This window comes from Nocardia sp. NBC_00403, assembly GCF_036046055.1.
In the GTDB taxonomy this organism is placed as follows: domain Bacteria; phylum Actinomycetota; class Actinomycetes; order Mycobacteriales; family Mycobacteriaceae; genus Nocardia.
In genome coordinates, this window is record NZ_CP107939.1 from 3,716,266 (window position 1) to 3,731,021 (window position 14,756).

A 14,756-nucleotide genomic window follows, 5' to 3' on the forward strand; every position below is an offset into this window, starting at 1 on the left:
GCTGCACATCGATATGGACGCCTTCTTCGCTTCGGTCGAGCAACTGACCCGTCCGACGCTGCGCGGGCGTCCCGTTCTGGTGGGCGGCACCGGCGGGCGCGGTGTCGTGGCGGGAGCGAGTTACGAGGCGCGGGTGTACGGTGCGCGCTCGGCGATGCCGATGCATCAGGCCCGGCGGCTGGTCGGCGTCGCCGCGGTGGTGGTGCCGCCGCGCGGCCCGGTCTACAGCATGCTGAGCGTGCAGGTGTTCGATGCGTTGCGCAGCCGGATCCCGGTGCTGGAGACGCTGTCGTTCGACGAGGCGTTCGGCGAGCCCGCCGAACTGGCAGGAGCGAGCGCGCTGCAGGTGCACGAATTCTGCGAGCAACTGCGGGCGCTGGTCCGCGAGCGGACCGGACTGGTCGCCTCGGTCGGCGCCGGAACCGGTAAGCAGCTGGCCAAAATTGCCTCCGGTCTGGCCAAACCCGATGGCATCCGAGTGGTTTCGCCGGAGGAACAACAGCAGCTGCTCGCCGGTCTTCCAGTGCGCAAACTGTGGGGGATCGGGCCGGTCGCCGAGAGCAGGCTGCGCTCGCTCGGAATCGAGACCGTCGGCGCGTTCGCGGCGCTGCCGGAGTCGGAGGCGGTATCGATTCTCGGCGGCAGTATCGGTGCGGCGCTGCACCGGCTGGCCCGCGGCATCGACGACCGTCCGGTGGCCGAACGCGCCGAGGCCAAACAGATCAGCGCCGAAACCACTTACGAGAGCGACATTGTCACCCTCGCCCAGCTGCGGCCCGCGATCGAGGCGATGGCCGGCGCCGCCCACACCAGGCTCGGCAAGGACGGCCGCGCCGCCCGTACGGTGGTGCTGAAGCTCAAGAAATCCGACATGAGCATCGTGACGAGATCGTTCACCCTGCCTTACGCCACGGCCGACCTGGCCACCCTGTGCACCGCCGCGCAGCGCTCCGCGATCGATCCTGCCGAGCTCGGCCCGATCCGGTTGGTCGGCGTGAGCTTCGGTGGGCTCTCGACGGTGCGGCAGGAATCGCTGTTCCCCGAACTGGATCAATCGCCTGTCGAGGAGCACACCGAGGAGCCCGAATGGGTGCCCGCGCCCGCCGTCAGGTCGGATTCCGAGGCGCCGCAAGACGATTCGACGGCGCGGCGGGCAACCCAGTGGTATCCGGGCATGGACGTGGCGCATCCCGAATTCGGACACGGCTGGGTGCAGGGCGCGGGACTGGGTGTGGTCACCGTCCGGTTCGAGACCAGCTCGACAGGGCCCGGCCCGGCGCGTACGTTCGCTGCCGACGACATCAGTTTGTCCCGGGCTGATCCACTAGGCAGTCTCCGCTGACCGGTAGCCTGTGATACTCGTGCAGCGTTGCCGTTCGGTTGGACGCTGTCCGTGTTGACCCGTACCTACTCGAACGTAAAGGACGAGCAGTTGAAGCTTCGTAAGACTGGACGCATCGCGATCGCCGGCCTGGCCATCGCCGCCACGCTGAGCATGACCGCTTGTGGTGGCGACGACAACAAGGACACCGCCAAGCCGGCCCGCACTACGACCAGCGCCAAGGCTGCGGCGTCGGCGAGCCCGAACCTGCCGCCGGTCCCGACCGTGTCGGAGCTGAACACGGCACTGCAGAAGGCGCTGGATCCGTCGATCCCGAATGCCGAGAAGCTCGACATGGTCCAGGGCGCGCAGGCCGACCCGGAGCTGCCCAACCGTCTTGCCGATGCCGCCAAGAGCGCCAACATCCAGGTCGCCGTCACCGAGGTGACCCCCTTCGGTGACAGCGTCAACGCCAAGGCGAACTTCACCCTCAACGGCCAGACCAATATCGTCGACGTGCCTTTCGTCGCCGAAGACGGCAAGTGGAAGGTCCAGAAGACCTGGGCCTGCACCATGCTGAGCAACCTCGGCCAGCAGTCGGTGGCCTGCACCAGCTAGTTCTTCGGGCGGTCGGCCCCCGCTCCGCTCGGGGGTCGGCCGCACAGGCAACACCTTTCGCAGGCAAACTATTCCGCTACTATCGGGCACCGTGGCTGACACGATGGTGTGGGCGGGGCAGCCGCCCGTCGAGGCATCCGAATCCGGGACGGCACAACCGAACAGACGCGGTGGATGGGCCGGGCCCCTCGCACTGATTGCCGGTTTGCTCGGCGCGCTGTTCGCGGTCGCCGTGCCATTGCTGCCGGTTCGTGTGGACGCAGCGACGCTGACCTGGCCGCAAGCCGGATCCGCACGCAGCATCGAAGCCCCGCTGGTCTCCTATGCGCCACTGACTTTCGATGCCACCCTGCCCTGCACGGCGATCAACCAGCTCAGCGCGAAAGGTGGGGTGCTCGCTGCCACCGGACCGGCAGGAGCGCCTAATCTCGAGCGGTACGGGTTCGTCGCGCGGGTGCAGCCGCCCCGCGGCGACACTGCCGCTCGACTCGACGTTGTGCTGCGAAACCAGGCACTGCTCAGCGTTCCGGTCGACGAACTGATCCCTGGTTGCGAGCTCACCGTGCATGCCGACACCACCAGCGCCACCGCCACCCTGGTGGGATTCGAAGCACCCGGCTTCCCCGTCGTGCTCAACGGCGACTATCGGCCGCAGCTGGTCGGCATCTTCAGCGATCTGGCCAGTGCCGACGGTGCCCGTGTCACCGCGGCGCTCGACACCAGATTCTCCTCGACCCCCACTCCGATCAAGCGAGCGGCGATCTGGCTCGCCGTGCTGTGCACCCTTGTTTCGCTGGTCGCGCTGTACCGGCTCGATCGCCGTGACGGCAGGCGCACTCGGCAGGTCCTTCCGCAGCGCTGGTGGACGTTCTCCCTGCTCGACGGCGTGGTGCTCGGGACGATGGTGTTGTGGTACTTCATCGGTTCCACCACCTCCGACGACGGATACCAGTTCGGCATGGCGCGTGCGTCCGGTGTCGCGGGCTACATGGCCAACTACTTCGCGTACTTCGGAGTGCCCGAAAATCCGGTCGGGACACCGTATTACGACTTGATCCGGCTCATGACCGAGGTGAGCACCGCAAGCCCGTGGGTGCGGCTGCCCGCCTTGCTCTGTGGTGTGTCGATGTGGCTGCTGCTCAGCCGTGAGGTGGCACCCCGGCTCGGAGTTGCGGTGCGGCACAACCGGATCGCGATGTGGACCGGGGCGCTCGGCTTTCTGACCATCTGGTTGGCCTACGACAACGGCCTGCGCCCCGAACCGCCGGTGGCACTCGGGCTGCTGCTCACCTGGTGTCTTGTCGAGCGTGCCATCGGGACTCGGCGGTTGCTGCCCGCCGGGCTGGCGATACTGGTCGCGGCATTCAGTTGCACGGCAGGGCCTTCCGGCGTCATTTGTATCGCAGCGCTGCTCGCGGGGTTGCGACCGGTTGCGCGAATCATCATGGCCCGCATCGGTAATCAGCGTTCGGTGCGCGATCGGGTTATCGAGTACGCGATCTTGCTCGCACCGCTGCTTGCGGCAGGGGCCGTCGCGCTGGCGGTGATGTTCGCCGATCAGCCGCTCGCGGCGATGTTCGAGATGAAGCGCGTGCATCACATCGTCGGCCCGGATGTGCAGTGGTTCGACGACTATCTGCGCTATCAGTACCTGTTCCAAGGCGAGACCGACGGTTCGGTCGGCCGCAGGATCGGCGTCTTCGCGATGTTCGTCGGACTGGCCGTGTGCGTGCTCATGGTGCTGCGCAAGGGCGGTCGGATTCCGCAGACCGCGGCGGGCCCGACGCGGCGCATTCTCGGTGTCACCGTCGGCGCGCTGTTTCTTGTCATGGTCACGCCCACCAAGTGGACTCATCATTTCGGCGTGTACGCGGGGGTGGCCGGAGCCGTCGCGATGGTCACGGCCATGGCGGTCGGCCCGCGGGTGCTGCGTGCGCCGCGCAACCGTGCCCTGTTCGCCGCCTTGATCGCATTCGTGCTCGCGCTGGTGTTCTCGGGCCCCAACAAGTGGTGGTACGTCTCGTCTTACGGCATTCCGTGGTGGGACAAGCCGCCCGTCGTCGCCGGATTCGGGCTCAACAAGTTGTTCCTCGTCGCCACGGTCCTGCTGCTCGTCGGGTCCGCGTGGTGGCACATTCATGCTCCGGAACCTGGTACGCCGCACCGGATTTCGCGATTCAGCTGGCGTGTTTCGTTGCTCCCGCCGCTGACCATCGCGCTGGCGCTGCTGGTGGTCTGGGACGTCGGCTCGTTCGCCAAGGCGGCCCTCGCCCAGTATCCGGCGTTCTCGCTGGCGCGCTCGAATATCGCTGCGGTGTCTGGGGATACGTCGGGCCTGGCGGGCCAGGTGTTGGTCGAGACCGACCCGAACGCGGGCATGCTGCGGCCGCTGATCGGCGACGCGATCAGCACGTTGTCGGGCAGCGGAACCGGATTCAGCGGCAACGGGGTTGCCGAGGACCTACGCCCCGACGATGAAGCGAGCTCCTCCGGCAGTATCGCGGACGCACTCAGCAGCAAGTCGGCCACCGAGAACACCGCGGGAACCGCAAGCGCCACCCTGCCGTTCGGTCTCGACCCGGCCACCACGCCGATGCTGGGCACCTATCGCTCCGGCGACGCCGGGCCCGCCGACCTGACCACCGGCTGGTATCACCTGCCCGACCCCGACGATCGCGCGAGCATCATCGCGCTGAGCGCGGCAGGGCGCATCAGGTCCGTCGATGCCGACGGCATCGTCACGCCGGGTCAATCGCTCGAAATCGAGTACGGCGCCACCGATTCCGCGACGACCGCGCAATCCATGGGCCGGGTCACCCCGATCGATATCGGTCCCGCGCCGTCGTGGCGGAACTTGCGGGTGCCGTTCACCGAGATCCCGGATCGCGCCGACGTGATCCGGATTGTCGCTGTCGATCGCGACCGCAACCCGAAACAGTGGCTGGCGCTGACCCCGCCGCGGGTGCCGCAGACCAAGACGCTCGACGAGGTCGTCGGCTCGAAGGCCCCCGTGCTGACCGATTGGATGGTCGGACTTCAGTTCCCGAGCCAGCGCCCTTATGACCACCACAACGGCATTGCCGAAATCCCGGCCTACCGCATCCTGCCCGACCGCCCCGGCGCCGAAATCACCAGCCTGTGGCAGAGCCACGACGGCGGCGGCCCCCTCGGCTGGACCGACATGCTGCTGCGCTCGCGCAGCCTGGCCACCTACCTGAACAACGACTGGCGTCGTGACTGGGGCGAACTCCAGCAGTTCAGCAGGATCGATGCGAGCGCGGACCCCGCACGGCCCACGATCGCCGGACAAGACCACTCCGGACTCTGGACCCCCGGGCGCATCATCACCGACTACTGAGTACTCCAGACGCCAAGAACCGACCGGAAGGTACGCGTAGTTGATGGAGTGCGCTTGCCGGCTGCTGTGGGTCGAGACCGCACTGCGAGGAGATTGCCGGCGGAAAGGCGCTTCACCGGTGTGCGAATGACTGTCGGATAGCTGCGCTACGCATCGGGTGTGTGGGTCGGTGCGGGCGTCATGGCGCCGGCCTTCGGATTTCGCCTGCCGTTGCGGGCGCGGCGCAGTGCGTCGGTGGTGAAAATGGCCAGGGCCGCCCAGATCAGCGCGAAACCGGCCCAGCGGGATGCCGGCATGGGTTCGTGGGCGACGGCGACGCCCCAGGCCATCTGGAGAGCCGGAGTGAGGTACTGGAGCAGCCCCATGGTGGACAGCGGAACGCGCTGCGCGGCAACGGCGAACAACAGGAGCGGAACGAGGGTGATCGGACCGGTGGACACCATCAGCGCGGTATGGCCCGCACCGGAACCGAATTCGCTGCGACCCGACACCATCAGCACGACGACGAACGCGAGCGCGAACGGCGCGGCGACCAGGCCCTCGGCGGCGATGCCGCGCAGCGCGTCGAGCGCGATCACCTTCTTCACCAATCCGTAGATCGCGAACGAACAGGCCAGCGCGAGCGCGATGATCGGCGGCCTGCCGTAGTCGACGGTCAGCACCGCGACCGCGAGCGCGCCGAGACCGAGCGCGGCCCACTGCGCCCGGGCCAGCCGCTCCCGGAAGATGAGCACGCCGAATGCCACGGTCACCAGCGGGTTGATGAAGTAGCCGAGCGCGCACTCCACCACGTGCCCCGAGGTGACCCCGTACACGTACACACCCCAGTTGAGCGACAGCGCTGTCGAGGCCACCGCGGCCAGCCGCCAGGTCTTCGCGTCGATCCCGCGCATCTCGCGTAGCCGGCCGTTGACCACGAGCACGCCGACGACCAGGATCAGCGTCCACAGGATCCGCTGTGCGACCACCTCGGCCGGACCGGCAAACCCGAGCAGCCCGAAGAAGGCGGGGAACAGGCCCCAGATGAGAAACGCGCCTGCGCCGAACACAACACCTGGGACCGACCTGCTTCGCTGCACGCTACGACCGTAGTTCTCGGTAGCCTTGCGGTCATGTCGATAACCGTGCAGGCAACGGGCGCCACCGGACTGACCACGGCGCAGGTCGCGCAACGTCGCATCGACGGGCTGACCAACGACGTCCCGGACCGGGCCAGCCGATCGGTGCGCGAGATCGTCCGGGCCAACGTCTTCACCAGGATCAACGCCATTCTCGGTGTGCTGTTCATCCTGATCCTGGCCACCGGGTCGATCATCGACGGCATGTTCGGCCTGCTGATCGTCGCCAACAGCGCGGTCGGCATCATCCAGGAGATCCGCGCCAAGCGGACCCTGGACCAGTTGGCCATCGTCAGCCAGGCCAAACCGACGGTGCGTCGCGACGGCAAGTCGTTGGAACTCGCGCCGCGCGAGGTGGTGCTGGACGATCTGATCGAGCTCGGGCCCGGCGACCAGATCGTGGTCGACGGCACCGTCGAGGAGTCCGCGCAGCTCGAGGTCGACGAATCGCTGCTCACCGGTGAAGCGGACCCGGTGGACAAGAGGATCGGCGCGCAGGTGATGTCGGGCAGCTACGTGGTGTCCGGCAGCGGTGCCTACCGCGCGACCAAGGTCGGTCGCGACGCCTATGCGGCGAAGCTGGCCGAGGAGGCGAGCAAGTTCACCCTGGTGAAATCCGAGCTGCGCAGCGGCATCGACACGATTCTGAAGGTCATCACCTATCTGCTGATCCCCGCGGGGCTGCTGAGCGTGTACAACCAGCTGTTCTCCAGTAAGGAGAGTTGGCGGCCCGCGGTCAGCGGCATGGTCGCGGCACTGGTGCCGATGGTGCCGGAGGGCCTGGTGCTGATGACCTCGGTCGCCTTCGCGGTCGGCGTGGTCCGGCTCGGTCGGCGCAAGTGCCTGGTGCAGGAGCTGCCTGCGATCGAGGGTCTGGCCAGGGTGGATGTGGTGTGCGCCGACAAGACCGGCACGCTGACCGAGAACGGGATGCGGCTGTCGGACATCAAGGTGCTCGACGACGCCGACGACGCCGAGGTGCGCAAGGCGCTGGCCGCCCTGGCCGCCGACGATCCGCGCCCGAACGCGAGCGTGCAGGCGATCGGCGAAGAACTGCCCGACGGTCCCGGCTGGCAGCACACCGCGGTCGCCCCGTTCTCCTCGGCGAAGAAGTGGAGCGGGTACTCCTACGGCGAACACGGCGACTGGCTGCTCGGCGCTCCCGATGTGCTGCTCGACCCGACATCCGACGATGCCAGGGTCGCCGAGGAGCTCGGCTCCTGCGGCCTGCGGATCCTGCTGCTGGCACGCAGCGACCGCGCCGTCGACGCTCCCGACGCTCCGGGCGTTGTGACACCCGCCGCGCTTGTGGTGCTCGAACAGAAGATCCGGCCCGACGCTCGCGAGACGCTCGAATACTTTGCCGGCCAGGACGTCTCGATCAAGGTGATCTCCGGCGACAACGCGGTGTCGGTGGGCGCGGTGGCCTCCTCGCTCGACCTCCCCGGCGGCGACCACGCGGTCGACGCCCGCGAATTGCCCGATGGCCGTGACGAGCTCGCCGACGTCCTGGAACGCGAAACCACTTTCGGCCGGGTGCGTCCAGACCAGAAGCGAGCCATGGTGGGCGCCTTGCAGTCTCGCGGTCACACCGTCGCCATGACCGGTGACGGCGTGAACGACGTACTCGCGCTGAAGGATTCCGATATCGGCGTCGCGATGGGGGCGGGTAGCCCCGCGACTCGCGCGGTCGCGCAGATCGTGTTGCTGGACAATAAATTTGCGACGCTGCCGTACGTGGTGGGCGAGGGTCGTCGGGTCATCGGCAACATCGAGCGGGTGTCGAACCTGTTCCTCACCAAGACCGTGTACGCGGTGTTGCTCGCCTTTCTCGTCGGGCTTGCCGGGGTGGGTTCGCAGATCTTCGACTATGCGCCGATCCCGTATCCGTTCCTGCCCCGGCATGTCACGATCGCGGCCTGGTTCACCATCGGTATCCCGGCGTTCATTCTGTCGCTGGCGCCGAACAACGAGCGGGCCCGCACCGGCTTCGTCCCTCGGGTGCTGCGACTGGCCATTCCCTCCGGCGTGGTGATCGGCATCGCGACCTTCGTGTCCTACCTGATCGCCTATGCCGGACCGCATGCGAGCGAGCAGCAGAAGGAGCAGGCGGGCACCACGGCGCTGATCACGCTCATCATGATCGCGGTGTGGGTGCTGGCCATCGTGGCGCGGCCGTACGTGTGGTGGAAGATCGTGCTCATCACGGCGTCGGTGGTGGCGTACCTGTTCCTGTTCACCGTTCCGTTCACCCGCCACTTCTTCAAGCTCGACCCCTCGAACATCCGGCTCACCACCGCGGCAATCATCTGTGGCGCCATCGGTATCGCGCTCGTCGAAGCCGCCTGGTGGATCAGTGCGGCACTGCAGGGACAGCGGGGCCAACTGCTTCCTGCCACCCCCAGCGGCGGCGCCCGACAACTGGACATCTGACTCGCCGCGCCGCGAGATGCCTTGTGCGAGGCGAGCATTCGGTGTTGGAGTACCTTCTCGAATATGGAGGTACTGCTGCACCAGATCGACGCGTTCGCTGACGCACCGTTCTCGGGCAACCCAGCCGCGGTCATGCCGCTGTCGGCGTGGCTGCCGGATGCGCTGCTGCAAAATCTGGCCGAGGAGAACAACCTCGCCGAAACTGCCTTCTACACCGCGCAGTTACCCCCGGACGCCGGCGCGCGACCGGGGGAGTGGCCCGTATTCCACCTGCGCTGGTTCACTCCCACCCTCGAAGTGAACATGTGCGGCCACGCCACCATGGCAGCGGCGGCTCAGGTTCTCGAAGACATCCACCCCGGTGAAGACCGGGTGAGCTTCTTCACTCGCAGCGGCTGGCTACATGTCGACCGGACCGACGACGACGAATACGTGCTCGATCTGCCCGCGCTCGAATCCAGGGAGATAGAGCCCGATCCGGTGCTGATCGACGCACTCGGTGTGCGCCCGGTGCGCGCGTTCACCGGATTCGACGAGGTGATCGTCCTCGGCTCCGAACAGGAAGTGCGCGACGCCCATCCGAACTTCGCGGCCTTCCCGCCGCTGGCATTCGACGCGGTCATCACCGCCCGCGGTGAGTCCTCCGATATCGTGTCCCGGGTCTTCGGACCGGATCTCGGAGTGATCGAGGACCCGGTCACCGGATCGGCACACGCCCAGCTGGTTCCGCTGTGGACCCGCGAACTCGGCCGCACCGAGCTCACCGCCCGCCAACTATCCCATCGCGGCGGCAGCATGCGCTGCGAGCTCGTCGGCAACCGTGTGCTGCTCATCGGCCGTTGCCGCCGCTACCTCGACGGTGTGGTGACGATACCGGACTGAGCGGCATGAGATCCCTTGTTGCGTAGACGCTTCAGCAGGCACCGGCCGGCCGCCGGCGCTGCGTCGTCGTCATCGTTCGGGGAGCGGGCCGTCGTCCGGGCCGGGCAGCACTACATCGTGCTGGTCGGGCAGCAGCGGGACAACGGCGAAGCTGCCGGATACGGCGTCCGGCGGGAGGGCCTGGACGGCGCGGATTCCATTCTGGACGGAAAGGTCTCGGAGGTGGGGGAGTCGGCCGCGGACGACGAGGCCGACGGTGCATCCGCAGTGTGCACGGAGTCGGGCCGCCGAGAGCGCGACAAGGTGGGCGGAGCGTTCGTCGGAGACCGGTGGGGCGAGCAGCTGCCAGGCCGCGTTGTCGGCCGAAGCGACGGCCACCGCGTCGCCCGCCGGGACCGCGACGGCGACCATCGGGGTGTGGACGCGGGGAATCTGGACCTGATAGATCACCTGGGCGATGCGGAGTCCGCCGCTGTGGGCCGGAATCTGTTCGGGGGTCAGTGTTTCGGTGAACGACACCAGGGCCCAGTGCTCGTCGGTATCCGTGCCCGTGAGCGAGTCATGGGCGCGGGCACGGTATTCCGCGACCGGCTCGCCCCGTTCGGGGCCGAGCCGATCGGTGGCGACGCCGGAGGGAACCGGCGGCCGCAGCGCGCCGAGCACCGCCATGACCGCGACCAGGCCGACGGCGGCCGCGGCGACGGCGAGAGCGCGCCAGGGGTGGAACCGAGAGTCGGGTTCAGGCATTGCGCAGGATGTCGAGCGCGTTCTTCAAGTCCGCCGGGTACTCGCTGGTGATCTCCAGATACCGGCCGTCGGCGGGGTGATTGAAGCCGAGCGCGCGGGCATGCAGCCACTGGCGTTCCAGGCCGAGGCGTTCGGCGAGGCGCGGGTCGGCGCCGTAGGTCAGGTCACCGCAGCAAGGGTGCCGGATCGCGGAGAAGTGCACCCGGATCTGGTGGGTACGGCCGGTTTCCAGGTGGATGTCGAGCAGGCTGGCCGCTTGGAACGCCTCGACAGTGTCGTAGTGGGTGATGCTCGGGCGGCCGTCGGCGGTGACCGCGAATTTCCAGTCGTTGCCGCGAGCCCTGCCGATGGGGGCGTCGATGGTGCCGCTGCTCGGATCCGGATGTCCCTGCACAAGGGCGTGATACCGCTTATCGATGGTGCGCTGCTTGAAGGCGCGCTTGAGCACCGTGTATGCCCGCTCGGATTGCGCGACCAGCATCACCCCGGAGGTACCGACGTCGAGCCGGTGCACAATGCCCTGGCGTTCGTGTGCGCCGGAAGTGGAGATACGGTAACCGGCCGCGGCGAGTCCGCCGACGACCGTCGGCCCGTGCCAGCCGACCCCGGGATGGGCGGCGACGCCGACCGGCTTGTCCACCGCGACGATGTCGTCGTCGGCGTACAGAATGGTCATGCCCTCCACGGCTTCGGCCTCGATCGTCAGTTCCCGCTTCGGTTCCGGGAACTCGACCTCCAGCCAGGCGCCGCCGACGAGTCGATCTGACTTGCCCGCGGCGATGCCGTCGAGCTGCACGGAGCCCTCCTCGGCCATCGCGGCCACCGCGGTGCGCGACAGGCCGAGCAGCCGTGAGAGCCCCGCATCGACGCGCATACCGTCTAGCCCGTCGGGCACCGGCATGGTTCTGGTTTCCCTCATGCCGCGTTCTCCTGTCCGGTGTTCTTCGGCTTGCTCTCGGAATCGCTGCCGTCCGGCACGTCCCCTTCGGTCGCGGTGTCGCCACCGCGTCCGGTCCGACTGCCGTCGGGTTCGAACCCGAACACCGTCAGCACCACCAGCAGGATGGCGCCGCACACGATCGCGGAATCGGCCACATTGAAGACCGGCCACCAGCCGATCGCGACGAAATCGACCACGTGTCCCTGCAGCGGGCCCGGTGCCCGGAATACTCGGTCGACCAGGTTGCCGAGCGCGCCGCCGAGCACCATGCCGAGCCCGATCGCCCACCACAGCGAGCGCAGCGTGCGCCCGATGCGGACCACCCCGATCACCACGCACGCAGCGACCAGCGTCAGCAACCAGGTCATGCCGGTGGCCATGGAGAACGCCGCGCCCGGATTGCGCACCAGCGACAGACGGGCGAAATCGCCGATGATCGACACAGGCTTGCCGGGTTCCAGCTGGGCGACCGCGATCGTCTTGGTGAGCAGATCCAGCCCGAGCAGCACCGCCGCGATGATCAGCAGGGTCCGCAGCCGCAACGGTGCGGCCGCCGCAGCCTCGGTCGATAGCTCGGGAGTCGATGGCGTTGGTTCTGTCGGTGGCGCCGCCTGGTCGGCAGTGCCCTTTCGAGCCACCTGCGCGCTGTCGCCAGTGGGGTCTTTCTCGGTCGGCCGGTCGTCACTCACGACGACCATCATCTCTCGAGCAAGCATGGCCCTGTTGCACGCGGTCTCCTGCATGTCCCAGCTGACACTCAGGAAGCGGTCGTACTCTGATTCTCGTGACGGTGTTGTCTTCCCCCCACGCCCCTCGGGTCGCGCGCTCGGGTGTGCTGCTGATGGTGCTTGCGCTCGGGCTTTCGGCGTTCGGTGTCGGTTGCAGCGATGGGACAGAGGCGCGCAACGAATCCGACGGCACCGAGCCGCTCGGAATCGGTAAGGAAGTGACGGTGCCGATCTCGGTGGCGGTCACCACGGTCGTCTCGCCGGGCAGCGAGCCGCGCGCCCTGCTGCGCCCCAGCTACCAGGCAGGCACCGCGCAGCAAGTGACCTTGCGCACCGACTACCGCATCGCACAGCAGATCAACGATCAGCCGTCGCGCGATTTCTCCACGCCCGCGCTGACCATCCCGATGACCGCACGGGCGGGTAGTGACGGCGTCGACCTCACCCTCGGCACCATCACGAGCCCGGACCCGTCGCTCGCCAAGGCACTGACGGCCGCGGATGGTTCCCACGCCGGTTTCGATATGAGCGAGCTCGGCGCGATCACCGCGCTGCGCCTGGAGCCATCGCCGGATACCTCTAATGCCGCGCGAGCGGCCCTGGAGCAGGCCTTCTATCAAGCGGTCTACCGCTCGATCGCGTTCCCCGACCAGCCGGTCGGCGAGGGCGCGGTGTGGACGGTCCGCCAAGAGGTGACCGGCGGCGTCGCGCTCGAACAGGTGACCACGGCAACGCTTACCAAACGCGAGGGCGACCGGCTGACGATCGAGCTCGAGGTGACGCAGCAGCCGCAGACGTCGGTGTGGATGATGCCCAATAACGCGGGGACGCTCGACATCCAGGACTACGTCATGCAGGGCACCGGAACGATCACTGTCGACCTGGGGCTGCCGCTGCCGGTATCGGGTTGCATCACTGTGGGCGGGCATCAGGCCTACCGTGACGCGCGCAGTGCCAGCATGCTGCAGCAGACCATCAATACGCAGGTGTCGTGGACGGAATGAGCCGATAACTCGCGGGCCTGATGCCTAGATCGGTGAGATCGGACATTTTTGCCCGTGGCCGGTAATAGGCTCGGCGTGTCCGACACATCGCCTTCTACCGGAGGTCAAACATGTCCGATGTCAAACCTGTTCCCGATGGATATCCGGTGGTCTCGCCCGGATTGGCTATCGACGGCGCTGCGGCGGCCATCGATTTCTACAAACAGATTTTCGGCGCGTCGGAGCGGATGCGCATGCCCGGTCCGGACGGCAAGATCGCGCATTGTGAACTGATGTTCGGCAGTTCGGTCGTCATGCTCGGGGATCCCGCTCCCGATATGGGTTTCCTCGACCCGAAGACCGTCGGCGGAACTCCGGTCAATCTCCACGTCTACGTCGCGGACGCCGACGCCGCCTACACCGCCGCCCTAGCGGCCGGTGCCAAGCAGCTCACCCCTATCGCCGACCAGTTCTACGGTGACCGCAGCGGCTCGTTCGAAGACCCGTGGGGGCACCGCTGGACCGTGGCCACCCATATCGAGGATGTCCCGCCGGAGGAGATGGACAGGCGTATGGCCGAAATGTTCGGTACTTCCTGACCGGCGGCTTACCCCAGCACCACCGAATCGCCCTCGACGTGAACGTTCTTAGCGGCGAGGGGTTGGGTCGCGGGCCCGTTCACCACTGAGCCGTCCAGGCCGAACTTGCTGCCGTGGCAGGCGCAGTTGATGGTGCCGCCGGAGACGTCGGCCACCTTGCAGCCCGCATGCGTGCAGACCGAGGAAAGGCCGACGAAGGTGCCTGCGCTCGGCTGCGTCACCACGGTGTCGCCGCTGATCACGCCGCCACCGACCGGGACATCTGCAGTATTGGTGATGGCATTCGGGTTGGGTTGCCCCGCAGCGGCATTCGGGCCGGGTGCCGCTGCGGTCGCGGGCTTCGGTGCGGGTGCCGCCGCGGATTCGCTCTTGCCGTAGGTGCTGCACGCGGTGAGCGCGGCCGCGGCGGCCACCGCGCCCGCGCCGGCCACCACAGTGCGTCGCCGGAGGATGAATTCGTCGATCGTCATGGGTTGATCTCCTTTCAGAAGGTGATGCCGTTGTGCTGGAAGAACCACAGTGCCGAGGTGAGCCAGATGCCGACCAGGCCGCTGAGCGTCAGGCCGCCCGCAACCGGAATCACCCAGCCGGGCAGGCCCTTTCTGGTCAGCAGCAGCATCTTGGCGACGAAGGCGCCATAGAAGAAGCAGCCGAACAGTGAGTGCAGCAGCACCCGGGTCTGATAGTCCTGAAACCCCATGGCGTACAGGCAGTGCACCGCGACCGGCACACTGGCGAGCACGGCAAGCCGGCCCGACCAGACGTGGGCCACGCCGATCCAGGATGGCGCGAAGCCGCGGATCTTGCCGTACATGCTCAGCGCGGAAGCGAATTGGAACAGCGCCAAGGCGGTCGCGAGCGTGGCGAGCCAGGTCTTCACCGCCATCGGGCTGGAGAATCCGGCCACATTGACCGAAAAGAACCGTGGGTCATGAACTTTCCCGTACACGCCGAGCGCTGTCGCGACGGCCGCGCCGATCAGCAGCGGGACGACGATCGCCGCCGCTGCGCTCGGCTGGATCCGCACGG

The 14,756-nt window shown here is 67.5% G+C and carries 13 protein-coding genes; 7 read left to right on the top strand and 6 right to left on the bottom strand.

Translation table 11 applies throughout. The features are described from left to right. The first annotated feature begins 13 nt into the window (after positions 1 to 13). From OHQ90_RS16350 to OHQ90_RS16360, 3 genes are all read left to right on the top strand, one after another. The gene (locus tag OHQ90_RS16350; protein WP_328412883.1) at positions 14 to 1,342 is read left to right on the top strand and encodes a DNA polymerase IV; all 1,329 of its coding nucleotides are present in this window, start codon (positions 14 to 16) and stop codon (positions 1,340 to 1,342) included. A gap of 90 nt (positions 1,343 to 1,432) precedes the next feature. After that, positions 1,433 to 1,939, top strand: coding sequence for a hypothetical protein (locus OHQ90_RS16355; protein WP_328411433.1), 507 nt, complete (start codon positions 1,433 to 1,435; stop codon positions 1,937 to 1,939). Between the two features lie 91 nt (positions 1,940 to 2,030). Further along, positions 2,031 to 5,297: an arabinosyltransferase domain-containing protein gene (locus OHQ90_RS16360; protein ID WP_328411435.1), complete on the top strand. Its 3,267-nt coding sequence runs from the start codon at positions 2,031 to 2,033 to the stop codon at positions 5,295 to 5,297. A 146-nt stretch (positions 5,298 to 5,443) separates the two neighbouring features. On the opposite strand, the gene rarD is transcribed toward OHQ90_RS16360, so the two are convergent. After that, on the bottom strand, positions 5,444 to 6,376 hold the full coding sequence (gene rarD / locus OHQ90_RS16365; RefSeq protein WP_328411436.1) for an EamA family transporter RarD: 933 nt from the start codon (positions 6,374 to 6,376) through the stop codon (positions 5,444 to 5,446). Positions 6,377 to 6,409: 33 nt separating this feature from the next. Between rarD and OHQ90_RS16370 the strand changes: the two genes are divergently transcribed. Together OHQ90_RS16370 and OHQ90_RS16375 are read left to right on the top strand one after the other, a co-directional pair. Next, positions 6,410 to 8,848 carry an HAD-IC family P-type ATPase gene (locus OHQ90_RS16370; RefSeq protein ID WP_328411438.1) on the top strand — a complete coding sequence of 813 codons (2,439 nt, stop codon included), beginning with the start codon at positions 6,410 to 6,412 and terminating at the stop codon, positions 8,846 to 8,848. A gap of 63 nt (positions 8,849 to 8,911) precedes the next feature. Beyond that, positions 8,912 to 9,730, top strand: coding sequence for a PhzF family phenazine biosynthesis protein (locus tag OHQ90_RS16375; RefSeq protein WP_328411439.1), 819 nt, complete (start codon positions 8,912 to 8,914; stop codon positions 9,728 to 9,730). Between the two features lie 69 nt (positions 9,731 to 9,799). Here the strand turns inward: OHQ90_RS16375 and OHQ90_RS16380 are convergent, their stop codons facing one another. Genes OHQ90_RS16380 through lspA form a run of 3 tightly spaced genes read right to left on the bottom strand, consistent with a single transcriptional unit; the run spans position 9,800 to position 12,106 of the window. Beyond that, positions 9,800 to 10,477, bottom strand: a complete 678-nt coding sequence (locus tag OHQ90_RS16380) for a hypothetical protein (RefSeq protein ID WP_328411440.1) — start codon at positions 10,475 to 10,477, stop codon at positions 9,800 to 9,802. Further along, complete coding sequence (locus OHQ90_RS16385) at positions 10,470 to 11,396, bottom strand: RluA family pseudouridine synthase (RefSeq protein ID WP_328411441.1); 927 nt, start codon at positions 11,394 to 11,396, stop codon at positions 10,470 to 10,472. The genes OHQ90_RS16380 and OHQ90_RS16385 overlap by 8 nt, the downstream gene beginning before the upstream one ends. Further along, a complete protein-coding gene (gene lspA / locus OHQ90_RS16390; protein ID WP_442941413.1) occupies positions 11,393 to 12,106 on the bottom strand; it encodes a signal peptidase II in 714 nt (237 codons plus the stop codon). The genes OHQ90_RS16385 and lspA overlap by 4 nt, the downstream gene beginning before the upstream one ends. Positions 12,107 to 12,258: 152 nt before the next feature. On the opposite strand from lspA, the gene OHQ90_RS16395 reads away from it, so the two are divergent. Beyond that, positions 12,259 to 13,149, top strand: coding sequence for a hypothetical protein (locus tag OHQ90_RS16395; RefSeq protein ID WP_442941473.1), 891 nt, complete (start codon positions 12,259 to 12,261; stop codon positions 13,147 to 13,149). Between the two features lie 110 nt (positions 13,150 to 13,259). After that, complete coding sequence (locus OHQ90_RS16400; RefSeq protein WP_328411443.1) at positions 13,260 to 13,727, top strand: VOC family protein; 468 nt, start codon at positions 13,260 to 13,262, stop codon at positions 13,725 to 13,727. 8 nt (positions 13,728 to 13,735) lie between these two features. Here OHQ90_RS16400 and OHQ90_RS16405 read toward each other — a convergent pair whose 3' ends face one another. Together OHQ90_RS16405 and OHQ90_RS16410 are read right to left on the bottom strand one after the other, a co-directional pair. Next, a complete protein-coding gene (locus OHQ90_RS16405; protein ID WP_328411444.1) occupies positions 13,736 to 14,197 on the bottom strand; it encodes a QcrA and Rieske domain-containing protein in 462 nt (153 codons plus the stop codon). 14 nt (positions 14,198 to 14,211) lie between these two features. Next, positions 14,212 to 14,754 (bottom strand): DUF6529 family protein, encoded by a 543-nt coding sequence (locus OHQ90_RS16410; protein ID WP_442941474.1) that lies wholly within the window; start codon positions 14,752 to 14,754, stop codon positions 14,212 to 14,214. Positions 14,755 to 14,756: the final 2 nt, after the last annotated feature.